We start from the raw sequence: 13,923 nt of genomic DNA on the forward strand, positions 1-13,923 counted from the left end.
TTATTGGACGTTGTGCAACTAGATAATATAGAGAGGTTATAAGGTCTGATGGACTTTTTATTAATTCTCATCCAACAAAACAGTCTATGTTAAAAAAGGCTTATGTCTGCTAGACAGGCAAATGGGTTGATACTTTAATATGGTAGCTATTTGTTTTTTGGCACAAAGTTTCTACCTATTAGCTGATCTGTCGTATGATGAGAGGATGGTCGCCGGCGTTATTGAGGGGGAAGTGTGGCGCGAAATTATGACGCATTAGTTCGTTTTTCAAGTATTTTTACCATTATTATGGCGGGAGTGATGATTGCCGCGAAGGCGTGGGCTTGGCTCTCATCAGGCAGTGCTGCGATGCTGGGGTCATTAACCGACTCTATGTTGGACGTGACCGCTTCGCTCATGAGCTTTTTTGTTCTGAGTTATGCGCTTCGCCCTGCTGATGATGACCATAGATTTGGTCATGGAAAAGCGGAAGCACTCGCAGGTCTTGGTCAAGCTGCGTTTATTTCTGGTTCAGCCTGTTTACTGGCTTTTCATGGTATTGAGCGTTTGTTTAACCCCGTTGAAATTAATCAGAGTTTACTGGGGGTCTGGGTAAGCATATTTGCCATTATTTGCACTTTGCTCGTGGTTGCAGTTCAACACCAAGTTGTAAAGCGCACCCAATCTTTAGCAATAAAAGCAGACTCAATGCATTACAAAGGTGATATCTTGCTTAATATTGCTGTACTTATCGCGATGATGTTGAGTCATTATAGTATTGGTTGGGCTGATCCCGTGTTTGCTATCGGGGTTGCTTTATATTTACTGTACAATTGCTGGGGCATTGCTCGAGAAAGTGCGGATCACTTAATGGATAAGGAGCTTCCTGAGGAAGAAAAAGCCGAAATAGTGGCCATTGCTACCTCACATGCAGCCGTATATGGTGTGCATAACTTAAGAACGCGCCAAGGCGGCAAAATTAAATTTGTGCAACTTCACCTAGAGCTTGATGACGATATGCCCTTGATGGAGGCACATCAAATTGCGGATGAAGTGGTTGCACGGATCCAGGCGAATAGTGAAGGAGAAATCGATGTGCTTGTGCATCAAGATCCGGTTTCGTTGAGTGTCACCGAGTCTGCAAATTCGTAGCACTGCATAAGCACTGCTCGTCTAATAGCATCTACTTCACAGAGCAGTTCGTGTTTACCAGGGTAACTTTTTATAGTACACAATGCATACTGCGAGGCGAAAGAGAAGTGTGCTTGGCTATTGACGATACTGTCATGCTTAGCGCTGGCGATACTGATTGGAACAGCACTTGGTAGTGGTTGCTTGCTGGTGGTTTCATTGAGCGCCGCATTTAACCAGCCAAAACTCACTCCGCCGAGTTGTAGTTCTGTGTGCTGTGCGTACAGTTCTCTAAATACGTGATATCGAGCGCTACACCCTGTAAGTTCATTATCTGCAAATGGTTTTGGCTGATAAGGTTGCTGACCAATGGCAAAATGTGTGGCTTTACCCAGTGTGCAAGCTGCTTTCGCAATCCACTTTGCGAACCAAGTTGGGTAAGGGGATGTGTTGATTTCAAACATCGGTGCACTGAGAAATGCCCCTCTGGCGCTTGTTGCTGGCGTGTATGCAAGGTAGTTGTGCACGATGGCACCGCCCATTGAGTGCGCTAAAAACAGCCAATTTTTAGTGTGTGGAGTAACTTGCTCTGTAATAATGAGACTCAATACTTCGCGATATTGCGCAAAGTGGTCAATGTGTCCTATTTGATGATTTGCCAAGAGGCGATCAGAATAGCCTTGCCCTGGGTGATCAAAGGTCACAACACCAATATTATTTTTAGCCAATTCCCAGAGTAATTCTTTATATTTATAGGTGCTTTCTATCCGACCGTTCACCAGCACCAATGTGTATTTGGCACATGCTGGGATATGACGAAAATAAAATACGTTACCGAGTTGTGTGCTGATATGGCCTTTCGTACCAGCTTGCCAATGTTGCTCTATTTCTGGCTGGTTATCACCCAAGGATGCACTGTGACTATAAAACATTAAGGTTGCTGTAGTGGGATCGTTAAGGTCACATGAAGACCTTGCTGATTTTTAAATTCGATGTGCCCATGATGCACTTTTATCGCGTGTTGTGCAATCGCCAAGCCGAGGCCAAACCCGCCAGCTTTGTTGCTATCTGGGGTTCTTGATTGCGAGGCGCGATAAAATGGAATACACAGCTTATCAAGCATATCATCACTGACACCCAGTCCATCATCGGATACTGTGAGTATAAGAGCTTGCTCTGCTATGAGACTTGTGACTGTGACTTGACTTTTGGCGTATTTGAGCGCATTTCGAATAATGTTTTCGATGGCTCTGCTGAGCAGAATTTCATCTCCATCAATAATGGCATCTGGCAGCTCATTGGTGCTTAAGGCCTTGTTTAGCTGTTGGCTTTCAAAATCGGCATCATTGATTACAGGTGCAAGCAAGTCAATAATCGATATAGGGTGTGGCGCGAAGTGATTGATACCAGACTCCAGCTTGGAGAGCTGTAAAATATCACTGAGCATCTGTTCAAGCAGTTGAGACTCTTTTTCGATTCTCTGTAAGTAACTATCTAAATCACCACTGGCCTTGCTGGATGCGATGCCTGTTGCCATCTGCAAACGGGTAAGGGGGGAGCGCAACTCATGAGAGATATCGGCAATTAAGCGTTTTTGGCTAAGTACTTGGGACTCTAATTGTGAGGCCATAGAGTCAAAATCTTTTCCTAATTGCCCAAGTTCGTCTTGGCGGTGGGTATCTACGTTAGCCCGTGTATTGAGTTCTCCATGGGCAAGCTTTGCCGCTGCCGTTTGCAGTTGTTTAATTGGCTTAAGAAGTCCTCGAGCAAACCAGTAACTTAGGCACATACTGGCAAATAAAATGATGGCGAGTTTTAACCACTGTGGCATCAGTCTGACTTTAAGAAAGAGGTCGCCTTCACGGTGATCTAAAATCATAAACAATTGGAAGTCGTCGCCGCGCATATGCATTTTTAATGGGCCATATGCGCGAAATTTGTCAGTATTGATGGCTTTAGGTTCGCCGTCCAATGCAAAGTTTAAAAGCGCTAAATCATAATTATAGAGATCTGGGTGACTGACTAAGCTTTTTTCAGGTTCGATATGCTTGAGATAGACCTTGGCACGTTTGCCATGCCGACGATTTGAAATAATGTGTTCAATGGACTTGTCAGGTGAGCGCTCTGCATGGCGTTCAATTGATCTTTGCAAGTGAAATAAGTTTTTGAGCATCGGTGGGGAGATGTCTTTCGTTGCCAATGTATCAGGCTGCAATAAGCTCACGCTGATCAAAAGAGATAAAGTACATAAGACGGTTAACCAAAACCAAAAAAAGACCTTGATTGCTAAAAACTTTTTCATATTAAGCTGTTAGGAAAATATATCCTGATCCTCGCAATGTCTTGATAAACGTGTGTTCACTGTGTTGCGCCAATTTTTTTCTGACATTACTGACATGCATATCAACGGAACGATCATAAGCGACTAAAGGGCGGCCTAACACACTTTGGCATAGGGTTTGTTTACTGACGATTTCACCCGCTGATTTCATCAGTTGATATAACACTTCATACTCTGTGCCTGTCAAAGGGATTGTATGATTATGTATACTGGCACTTCTCGATGCCATGTCGAGCACTAGACCATGGAATTCAATGCTCAGAGGCGTGTTATGTTGGGTCAAGTGGGCGACTCTGCGCGTGATGGCCTTGATCCGTGCAAGTAATTCTCGGTGATTAAATGGCTTGGGGATATAGTCATCAGCGCCGAGCTCTAGTCCAAATATTCTGTCAAAATCATCCCCTTTCGCGGTCAGCATTATCACAGGGGTCATTTTTTCAAGTCGCAATGACTTTAATACTTCAAAGCCATCTTTTTGAGGCATCATCACGTCTAGTAAGATAACGCCATATTCATTTGTGAGTGCGCTATGTAAGCCTTGTTCACCGTCATGTTTGCATTCGACATCAAATTGTTCTGCTTCTAGGTATTCTGTCAGTAATTCGCAAAGTGACTGATCATCGTCGATGATGAGAATTGACGTGCTCATAGTGGCTTCTTTTTCAACTATCTTGTGAGGTTATTGTACTTAACTATAAGAGGCTTCGAATTGAATTTACACTTCTTTACGCTAAAAGACGTTCAATTCATGGTTGGCGTGGATCTCAATGCGTTTTCATCATTTCAATAATATTTGCACATTTTTGCGGAAAATAGAGTTCTGAGATGCGTTGTAATCACTTTTGACAAAACTTTACGTTAGCTTGACGTTGCTTTTCTTTAGGCTTGCTAAAGTTCACTCTGACATGAATACAAGGCGCGCTCAGTTAAAAGGAGTAAGAGCGACTTTTCGCATTAATACAATCAACCGGAGATACCTTGATGAATAAATTAGCCAGTTTTTTACTAGTAAGTTGTATCAGTGTTGGAGTGATCCCACACACGACATTCGCCAGTGAAGCAACAGCACATGCGCAAACAGTAAAGCGTCATCACATGAAGCCATTTGCTCATTTAGAAAAGCGGTTATTGTCAGACAAGGCGATTCGTCATCTTGAATTGACACAAACGCAGCAAACAGAGCTCAAAGCCGTGTTTGCCACTTATAAAGCGCAGTTAGAGGATTTAAAAGAGGCGTACCCCGCTAAACCTCGTGAGGCATTTAAGGCTATCATTGAAGCAGATACATTCGATAAAACGCAAGCCCAGCTTTTGTTAGAAGAACGCTCACCTAAAAAACAAGCCTTTATGTTGACAATGTTGGAAGCACGACATGCCATCCATCATATTCTTACTGATGAACAGCGTAGCAAAATCGCCAAGAGAAAACGTAAACTGATGGCGAGAAAACATCATCAAAATGACAATTGATGAGCCATTTATGAGGGCTGATATCGTTTATTCAGCCCTTTTGTTTTACTTTAAAAAAAGCAGCAACTGATTGCCTGCGGCGATGGTATTGTTTTCGCCTTCAAATATGTTGTCTGCATTTTTGGTGATGACGGCACCGTCTAACCACTCGTATACTTCCTTATTAAATGTCACGAGTACATCAACAGGGAATTCGTAACTCTCTTCTAATTCCTTTAACACATTGGCGACTTCATCGATGATCAAGGCGCCGTCGTTGAACTCAACACAAAAATAGAGATTATTGGCAACTTCCTTAAAGCCGTTGGCGATGTTTTCAAGGCGCTCTTTACTTTGTCCTTGTGATTGTAATAGTCCAAGCTCAACATCAACTTCCTGAATCGATTCAACTAATGAGGATATGTCTTCATCATCAATCGGGTTTTCTTGCCAAAAATCGTCGGCGCTGAGCTCTCCTTTGTCTACTTTATTTCCTAAAGCTCCCATTTCATCTGGAGAAAAGTCAAAAAAAGCATCCTCAAATAAATCGGCATTTTCATCATTTCTCAGGCCACCCGCATAGATTTTTTGGTTGTCTTTGAGTGAATCTAGCACCGCTTTGTTTTCATGGGATTTATCTTTTTGAGTGGTTGATAGATAAAAGTTCTTAAAGTTTTCATTGCTCTTTTTAACTTGTTTGGCAAGGCGGTGAAAATTACTGAGGTCTTTTTGCATCGACATATAGTGGGTGACTTCCCCTTGCTCATTTTTAATTTCAGAGATATTCCACTCAACTGGGTACATGCTGCCATCTTTACGGTAGTTAATCGATGCCCCGTAAAAAAAGCCATGCTCTTTTAGTGCGGGTGTTAATTTCTCAATGATACGCTTGTTGCTTTTGGGCCCCTGTAATATGCGTGGAGACATGCCAACAAGCTCTGCTAACTCATAACCTGTATGGCGGCAAAATACAGGATTGGCGTAGATGATCCGGTAGCCTGCACTGGCATCTGCATCAGTGATGACGATGGCATGATGGGAATGCATTAGAACTTGCTTTAGTAGCTCAAGGGGAGAGCATTCATTGAGCATTTGGCTAAAAAACAGCATTTCTTCCATGTCTTTTGCTTGGCTTGGCATGATTTGGCCTATTGTGTGGCGTATGTTTAGGATTTAAGTATCGTCTGGAACAGTAAAAATGCCAAAAATTAGCCCGTATAAATGTCATGAGCATGCCCCCGTAATATGAGGGGGCAGTAAAAGAAGTGATGGGGAATGTGGCAAGTTATAAGTTAGTTACCTAGCTTGCTCTTAAATCGCACGGGCGCATAGCTTTCTAACAGCTCAGTCAGTTCTGTTTTAGTGGCGGTTTCTTTAAGATAGACATCGATAAACTTTAAACTAATGGAGTTAACAATATCAGTGACAAGGTAAGGGTCTATACTGCCTAGGTAAGGCCTATTGCGGTCAAATGGAAACACATAAGGGTAGTCTGAAAAGTCCCAGTGAAGTGCACCGTCAATTTGAAGCATATATGTATCGGCAATTTGTTGGTTGAATACGACGCTGTAATCGCCATTGAGTGGTAACTCGGAATGCATCATTAAATAAGGCTTTAATGATGGCATTGTTGGGGACAAATTAAAATGTAACCCATCGAAGTTGATTGCCCCTTTACATTGATATACCTGATGGCAAAAAGCCGCGACAGTTGGGCCACCAAAAGAGAGCCCAATGGCTGCTAATTGAGATAGGTCCAACTGGCCTTTAAATGTTTTTAGATGCTCACCGGCGTAGTGCATGCCCCAGTATTGTCCATATTGAAGGCGTGTAAGTTGATCCAATGCGAAATGCATGTCCGCGACCCATAAATCTAAGCCCTTGCGGTCGCCTTCAGTCCAGCTCATTAACTGATATACACGCTCTACTTGCTCATCATTGAGATCTACGCCAGCCAAAGAGTCAAGTTCCGCAACCAGTTCCTCAAAATTAACATCAGCTAATTCACTGATATAAAAGTCGTTGGCGCGTGCATCTTGATCATAAGTGGCACTTTGCTCATCACTCAAGGTAACAAACTGTGCATGATGTGGATGGCCCACGCTGACTGCGATATAGCCTTTTTTTGCCAGCGCTATCATTAAGATTTCTTTATCCTCTACCGTTGATTGGTAACCATGTGAGTACATGACAACGGGGAAAGGAGATGAACTTTGTGCTAAAGGCGCGTTTATACTTAATTCGAAGGGCAATGTTTTTAAATATCGGTGAAGCTGAAAATGATTGTCTGTGGGCGTTGCAGTGGAGTAGGGGAATTGCTGTGTGTGAAAGTGAAGGTAGCTTGCTGAGGGGGAGGGCATGGTTGTTGGGTACCAAATCTTGATTAATATTTCTCGATAATCAGCGTGGTTGGGGGTGAGGTTCTCGGTACGGCTGTAATCGGTCGCTGTAAAATACGTGACACCGACTGCGTATTCATCGGCACTGGTACTCATACTTATGAGCATGAAACTGAACACTGTCAGTATGTGGGTGATTGTGTGTTTGAACATAGTAATTATCCTTATCATGTTGTGTCGAATTTATATTGATAAGAAATAGAGAAAAAATGCAATATGAGGGCATAAACTGGTTTATTTAATAAACATAAAGTTATGTTTTAAAGAGAGTTTATAAACATGAAACTTTATCAACATTAGCCATAAGTGTAAAAAATCGGGCAGATGAACCGAGTCAAGGCAAGGTTCTGTCATTGTTAAATTTCTTATGGGGTCGAGTATTGAGAAAAGCCCCTGACATAGGTCTATATATTGAAGTAAACCTATTGTCAGAGTGTGATGATGCTTTTTGATTAAGAGCTTTGGTGGCCTCTTATTTTGGTTATCAACTCGCTCAAGTCAATAGAACAGAAAGCGCAAATCGCAAAAAACTGATTTAACTTAGGTTGGCCTACATCCCGTTCCCAATTTTCATATGTTTTACGACAAACACCCAAGTGTTTTGCCATGATTGCGGTTGTTACCCCTTTTTTCTTACGCAATGCTCTCAGATCATCACCTGTGATATACCTTGCAAAAAAATCTACCATTTCCTGTTCCTTTTAACATCTATTCCGTTACTTATTTACAACACTTTAAAAAGACGACCCTGTATAACATGTATGATTGGTTATCTATTGTATTTATTGAGTAACAATTTAATGCTGTGCCCTAATTGTTTATTATTTAGCTAACATATGCTGCGCTTTTAGATAATCTACATGTGTTGATTAAATCTTCATTGATACACTGCCGAGTACGGACAATCACAATACTAAGCTCGTATATATAATGTAATTTTCACAAACTTTTATCACATAAAATTAATACTGTCTATTGTTTATTCAACAATATGAAATGTTTCATAGGGTAAAAACTTACTCCTATTTTCACAGCGTGTTGAGTATTAATTTCCTCATAATTTCTTGCAACTTTTAGCTATCGAAGGTAAATCAAGCACTTTATTTAAGCGCAAATAGAGAGATTGTCTGCCTCTATCATCATGATTATATTTGGATTTTTAATGATTATTTTAATTTTTCAGCTGTTTTTATCGGGGCGTTATACAATATGTGGCATCAATAAGTGAAAATATAAAAAGAACAGATATTTATTGTTCAGTGCTAATAATACTGTTGCTAATTAAGCACTAATTGGGGCGAGGTAGAGGTGTTGGGGTGACTGTTTAGTGGCTGTAATCACTGAACCGTATTGTAGGGCAATAAGCGTGGTTGCTTTGACAACCACGCTTATAGATTTAGCTTTCCATCCAGCTACTTGTTGCCGCTAGGATCCCATCGCTGTCTAATCCCATTTCTGCGTGCATCTGATCTTGTGTTCCATGCTTGATAAATTCATCTGGAATACCTAAATGTTTGACAGGGCGGGCAATATTTTGCTGGGCAAAATATTCACTGACGGCACTACCAGCACCACCAGCAATTGCATTGTCTTCTAATGTCACAAAGTGAGTATGCGTCTGTGCAAGCGTGGTCAATAAAGACTCATCGAGTGGCTTCACAAAGCGCATATCGACCAGTGTGGCATCTAATTGTTCTGCGACACTGTGTGCGTTATCTAATAACGTACCAAAGTTTAATATGGCAAGTTTATTTCCTTCACGCAGCGTATTTGCTTTACCAATCGGTAACTGTGTCATTTCAGCAGCTGGTTCAATACTTCCAGCAGAGCCGCGTGGATAACGCACTGCCGCAGGTTGATTGAGTGTGTGGCCGGTGTACAGCATTTGACGACATTCATTGAGGTCGCTCGGTGCCATAATCACTAAGTTCGGAATACAGCGCATAAAGCTTAAATCATAAGCCCCTTGATGGGTTTCTCCATCGGCACCGACGATCCCAGCCCTATCAATAGCAAATAGCACAGGCAAGTTCTGGATTGCGACATCGTGAATTAATTGGTCATAAGCGCGCTGCAAAAAGCTCGAATAAATCGCAACAACTGGGTTTAAACCTTCACATGCAAAACCAGCACCCAACGTCACTGCATGCTGTTCTGCGATAGCGACATCAAAATACTGACTTGGGTGTTCCTTAGAAAATCGCACCATGCCTGAGCCTTCTCGCATCGCCGGTGTAATGGCCATTAGCTTAGGATCTTGTTCTGCCATATCGCATAGCCAATCACCAAATACTTTTGAGAAAGTAGGTGCGCTTGGCTTACTTTTTGGTAGCTTGTGAATGCTTGGGTCAAACTTAGGCACGCCGTGATAGCCTATGGGATCCGCTTCTGCTGGTTGATAACCTTTGCCCTTTTGCGTTTTGACATGCAGAAGTTGCGGGCCTTTTAAGTTACGCATATTGCGCAGCGTATCGACTAACATATCGACATCATGACCATCAATGGGGCCGATATAATTAAAGCCAAGCTCTTCAAAAAAGGTCCCTGGGATCACCATACCTTTGAGGTGTTCTTCCACCTTACTGGCAAGCTCTTTGACAGGTGGTACACCTGAGAGTAGCTTTTTACCACCTTCGCGAATATTGGTATAAAAACTACCAGAAAGAATGCGCGCAAAATGATTGTTTAGTGCGCCAACATTTTCTGAAATAGACATTTCATTGTCGTTTAAGATAACCAGCATATCTGATTTGACATCACCTGCATGGTTCATCGCTTCGAAAGCCATACCGGCGGTCATTGCACCATCACCGATAACGGCGACAGTTTTGCGATTTTTACCTTCTTTTTCAGCGGCAATTGCCATTGCTAACGCAGCAGATATTGATGTGCTCGAGTGTCCCACACTAAAGGTGTCATACTCACTTTCTTCTCTAAATGGAAAAGGATGCAAGCCATCTTTTTGACGAATGGTGTGCATTTGTTCTTTTCGGCCCGTGAGTATTTTATGTGGGTAAGCTTGGTGGCCAACATCCCAGACGAGCCTATCTATAGGGGTGTTATACACGTAATGAAGTGCGACAGTAAGCTCAACGGTGCCTAAACCTGACGCTAAGTGACCACTGCTTTGAGAGACAGAATCTAATAAATAGTTTCTTAACTCAGCACTAAAGTCGTTCAGCTTCTGTTGTGGCAACTGCCTAAGCTGTTGTGGCTGATCAACTAATGCCAATAATGGATACTTGCTACTATCAAGAGTCATATTATTCGTAATATCCTTAGCAAACCTTGCCCAATTATATACAAAGCTTGCCGATAGTTTTATAAATTTAAAGGGAACTTGTCATTAAATAGTCATGTGTTTTAGGCGATAATCAATGGTCCCGCGCAATAATGTACTTGGCAAGCTGTGCCAACAAGCGAGTATCAGCGTCTATACTTTCTAGCGCTGTAAGTGCTTGGTCTATCAGAATTTGTGCTTTCTCTTTTGCGCCTTTCATGCCAAGTAATGCAGGGTAGGTTGATTTATTATGCTCTAAATCAGAGCCTTGCGGTTTACCTAGGGTATTTGTATCGCCCTCAATATCAAGAATGTCGTCTTGAACTTGAAATGCCAATCCAATAGCTAAGCCAAAGTCCTTTAACTGACTACGAGTTAAGTCTGTAATGTTTGGAGCGCATAGTGCACCCAACTCGATTGCACAATTGAGCAAAGCGCCGGTTTTTAATCTGTGTATATGCTCAAGTGCTTGAATACTTGTTTGTTTATCTGTTGCTGCAATGTCTAAAGCTTGGCCACCTACCATGCCTTGCAAGCCAGAGGCTTTTGCAAGGGATTTAATCATCGCAACTTGTTGCGCGACCGGAACTTTGAATTGATGCGACGCGAGAAACTCAAAGGCCAAGGTTTGTAGAGAGTCACCGGCCAAAATAGCTTGCGCTTCATCAAACGCAATATGGCAAGTTGGCTTACCGCGCCTGAGGTCATCGTCATCCATTGCCGGTAAATCGTCGTGCACAAGCGAATAGCTATGAATACACTCCACAGCAGCTGCCGCAATATGTAAGTCTTCTATATCTGCACCTAGCATTTCACCAGTCACATAGACCAAGAATGGGCGCAGACGCTTACCGCCATTGCTAATAGAGTATAATGCCGCCGCTTTTGCGGTAGGATCGGTATCTAAGTCTTGTTCAAAGTAGGCGCTGACTGTTTGTTCGACATCGTGTTTAGCGATGTTTAGTCTTTGATGTAATTCCACGCAATTAATCTACCTGATCAGTAAACTCGCTTGGCGCGCTCGTTTCGTCATTGGCGAGTAAAATATTGACTTTCTGTTCTGCTTGTTGAAGCTTTTGATTAGACGCTTGAGCAAGTTTGACGCCTCGTTCAAATTGTTTTAACGATTGCTCTAATGTCAGCTCACCATGTTCCATTTCTTGAACAATGGACTCAAGCTCGTTGACAGCTTCTTCAAAGCTCATATTTTCAGGTTTTTTGACCGCCATATCTTTTTTTACTCTCAAGCAAAACTTTAGGAGAGCAATTTTATTGGTTATAAAGAAAGAGGTCAAAGTATCTGATAGACTTTTTACGGTCTAAAGTGGAGAAATTGATCTGTTAGTTCGGGTTAATTCTCGCAATTTAAAGGCTTTTTAATATAATTGAATTAAGTTATTGGAAAACTTGCCGATAACTCAACGTATAAGAATAACTGCGTGATAGCTCGCGAATTAATGCCTTTGGAGGGTGTGTGGATTTAGCAACCGTTATAGGTATCATTGGTGCTATAGGCCTTATTGTCATGTCTATGGTACTAAGTAGTGATGGGCAACTTGCCATGTTTTACAATACACCGTCTGTTGTTATTGTATTCGGTGGCTCAATCTTCATTGTTTTGTCTAACTTCACCCTTGCCCAGTTTTTAGGCATAGGAAAGGTCGCGGGCAAAGCCTTCATGTTTAAAATTGAAACGCCTGAAGAGCTGATTGAAAAAGCGGTAGAGCTTGCTGACTCTGCACGTAAAGGCGGCTTTCTCGCGCTTGAAGAGGCAGAAATACCAAACCCTTTTATGAGAAAGGGAGTGGATATGTTAGTCGATGGCCACGATGCAGATGTGGTCAGGGCAACATTGCAAAAAGATATTGCGCTGACTGCTAACCGACATGAGCTTGGTGCAGGTTTATTTAAGTCGCTGGCCGATATTGCGCCTGCGATGGGCATGATTGGTACGCTGATTGGCCTTGTTGCGATGTTGTCAAACATGGATGATCCAAAAGCAATCGGTCCAGCAATGGCTGTTGCACTTTTAACGACGTTATATGGTGCTTTTTTAGCGAACGTTGTCGCCATTCCAATTCAAGTGAAGCTTGAACTCAGAAAAGACGAAGAAGAAAGAAATCAACGCCTTATTTTAGATGCCATTTTGGGTATTCAAGATGGTCAAAACCCTAAGGTGATTGAAGGCATTTTGAAAAACTACCTGCCGGAGTCTAAACGTGGTGATGGTGGTGAGGAGTAACTGATGTCAGACGAGAACGAATGTAAATGCCCGCCCCCCGGATTACCTGCATGGATGGGGACGTTTGCAGACCTTATGTCATTGCTGATGTGTTTCTTCGTTCTACTATTGGCGTTTTCTGAGATGGATGTTCTGAAATTTAAGCAAATTGCAGGTTCAATGAAGTTTGCATTCGGTGTACAGAATAAAATTGAAGTAAAAGACATCCCAAAGGGGACCAGTGTCATTGCCATGGAGTTTACTCCAGGTAAGCCAGAGCCGACCCCGATTGAAACCATTCAACAACAGACCGTGGAAATGACACAGCAAATGTTAGAATTTCAGGCTGGGGAGGAGAGCTCGGCTGGTGGTCGTCAAGAGCAACGTGGCAATAAGCGAGGCGGTGAGTCAGCCAGTACTGCACAAGAACAGTCAATGACTCAAGCGGTCTCGGCAGCTGATCAAGAACAGGTCAACGAGCTGGTAAAGAAAATTTCTCAACAGCTAGAAAAGCAAATTATGGATGGGGCCATTGAGCTAGAGTCTCTCGGCCAGCAAATTATCATTCGCATCCAAGAAAATGGCTCATTTCCATCGGGCAGTGCCTTTTTACAGCCAAAATTTAAACCGGTAATACATGATATTGCTGAGTTACTTAAAGATGTCCCTGGAGAGATCACTGTGTCAGGACATACAGATGATTTCCAAGTATCTAATGAACTGTATTTTAACAATTGGGACTTATCAGCGACCCGAGCGGTTGCGGTTGCCAGTGAGATGCAAACAGTCAGCGGCTTTGATAAAAATAGAATGGTCGTAGTGGGGCATGCAGATACTAGACCCTTAGTACCAAATGCTAATGACACAGATAGAAAACGAAATCGGCGTGTTGAAATCTCTATCTTACAAGGTAAAGCGAAAGAGTCCGATCCTATTGAAGTTAGACGGGAAAATAACTAGAAAAGATTGCGTCGAGCAGCGTTTTGGGCTAACGTACTAAAGCTTTTAGTTTTTTATTATAAGGGAGTTTTTTATGTCTAAATTATATAAATTTGCCGATATGCCTGGTGGTAATGGAACTGGCGGCGATGGTGGTAATGGTGAAGAAAAATAACTTTTTCGC

The 13,923-nt window shown here is 42.3% G+C and carries 13 protein-coding genes; 4 read left to right on the plus strand and 9 right to left on the minus strand.

The features are described from left to right. Positions 1 to 234: 234 nt before the first annotated feature. Entirely contained in the window at positions 235 to 1,131 is an 897-nt protein-coding gene (locus JF50_RS04765) for a cation diffusion facilitator family transporter (RefSeq protein WP_268747806.1), read from the plus strand. On the opposite strand, the gene JF50_RS04770 is transcribed toward JF50_RS04765, so the two are convergent. Genes JF50_RS04770 through JF50_RS04780 form a run of 3 tightly spaced genes read right to left on the minus strand, consistent with a single transcriptional unit; the run spans position 1,086 to position 4,100 of the window. Then, complete coding sequence (locus JF50_RS04770; RefSeq protein WP_039608350.1) at positions 1,086 to 2,042, minus strand: alpha/beta fold hydrolase; 957 nt, start codon at positions 2,040 to 2,042, stop codon at positions 1,086 to 1,088. The two genes, JF50_RS04765 and JF50_RS04770, sit on opposite strands and share 46 nt — an antisense overlap. Continuing rightward, positions 2,042 to 3,412 carry an ATP-binding protein gene (locus JF50_RS04775; protein ID WP_039608351.1) on the minus strand — a complete coding sequence of 457 codons (1,371 nt, stop codon included), beginning with the start codon at positions 3,410 to 3,412 and terminating at the stop codon, positions 2,042 to 2,044. The genes JF50_RS04770 and JF50_RS04775 overlap by 1 nt, the downstream gene beginning before the upstream one ends. Position 3,413: 1 nt before the next feature. Beyond that, positions 3,414 to 4,100, minus strand: coding sequence for a response regulator (locus tag JF50_RS04780; protein WP_039608352.1), 687 nt, complete (start codon positions 4,098 to 4,100; stop codon positions 3,414 to 3,416). A 332-nt stretch (positions 4,101 to 4,432) separates the two neighbouring features. On the opposite strand from JF50_RS04780, the gene JF50_RS04785 reads away from it, so the two are divergent. Beyond that, positions 4,433 to 4,921, plus strand: a complete 489-nt coding sequence (locus tag JF50_RS04785) for a Spy/CpxP family protein refolding chaperone (protein ID WP_052262134.1) — start codon at positions 4,433 to 4,435, stop codon at positions 4,919 to 4,921. A gap of 45 nt (positions 4,922 to 4,966) precedes the next feature. Here JF50_RS04785 and JF50_RS04790 read toward each other — a convergent pair whose 3' ends face one another. The 6 genes from JF50_RS04790 to xseB all read right to left on the minus strand — a co-directional run bounded on the left by JF50_RS04790 (position 4,967) and on the right by xseB (position 11,808). Continuing rightward, positions 4,967 to 6,040, minus strand: a complete 1,074-nt coding sequence (locus JF50_RS04790; protein ID WP_039608353.1) for a PAS domain-containing protein — start codon at positions 6,038 to 6,040, stop codon at positions 4,967 to 4,969. 152 nt (positions 6,041 to 6,192) lie between these two features. After that, the gene (locus JF50_RS04795; protein WP_039608354.1) at positions 6,193 to 7,452 is read right to left on the minus strand and encodes a hypothetical protein; all 1,260 of its coding nucleotides are present in this window, start codon (positions 7,450 to 7,452) and stop codon (positions 6,193 to 6,195) included. A 299-nt stretch (positions 7,453 to 7,751) separates the two neighbouring features. Next, entirely contained in the window at positions 7,752 to 7,988 is a 237-nt protein-coding gene (locus tag JF50_RS04800; protein ID WP_039608355.1) for a helix-turn-helix transcriptional regulator, read from the minus strand. Positions 7,989 to 8,695: 707 nt separating this feature from the next. Then, positions 8,696 to 10,561: a 1-deoxy-D-xylulose-5-phosphate synthase gene (gene dxs, locus JF50_RS04805; protein ID WP_039608356.1), complete on the minus strand. Its 1,866-nt coding sequence runs from the start codon at positions 10,559 to 10,561 to the stop codon at positions 8,696 to 8,698. 112 nt (positions 10,562 to 10,673) lie between these two features. Further along, positions 10,674 to 11,561, minus strand: a complete 888-nt coding sequence (gene ispA / locus JF50_RS04810) for a (2E,6E)-farnesyl diphosphate synthase (protein ID WP_039608357.1) — start codon at positions 11,559 to 11,561, stop codon at positions 10,674 to 10,676. Between the two features lie 4 nt (positions 11,562 to 11,565). Beyond that, on the minus strand, positions 11,566 to 11,808 hold the full coding sequence (xseB, locus tag JF50_RS04815; protein ID WP_039608358.1) for an exodeoxyribonuclease VII small subunit: 243 nt from the start codon (positions 11,806 to 11,808) through the stop codon (positions 11,566 to 11,568). A 245-nt stretch (positions 11,809 to 12,053) separates the two neighbouring features. Here xseB and pomA point away from each other — a divergent pair, with 245 nt between their 5' ends. Together pomA and JF50_RS04825 are read left to right on the plus strand one after the other, a co-directional pair. Then, positions 12,054 to 12,821 carry a flagellar motor protein PomA gene (gene pomA / locus JF50_RS04820; protein WP_039608359.1) on the plus strand — a complete coding sequence of 256 codons (768 nt, stop codon included), beginning with the start codon at positions 12,054 to 12,056 and terminating at the stop codon, positions 12,819 to 12,821. A gap of 3 nt (positions 12,822 to 12,824) precedes the next feature. Beyond that, positions 12,825 to 13,760 (plus strand): flagellar motor protein MotB, encoded by a 936-nt coding sequence (locus JF50_RS04825; protein WP_039608360.1) that lies wholly within the window; start codon positions 12,825 to 12,827, stop codon positions 13,758 to 13,760. The last annotated feature ends 163 nt before the right edge of the window (positions 13,761 to 13,923 follow it).

The sequence above is a fragment of the Pseudoalteromonas luteoviolacea genome (assembly GCF_000814765.1).
GTDB classification, from domain to species: domain Bacteria; phylum Pseudomonadota; class Gammaproteobacteria; order Enterobacterales; family Alteromonadaceae; genus Pseudoalteromonas; species Pseudoalteromonas luteoviolacea_H.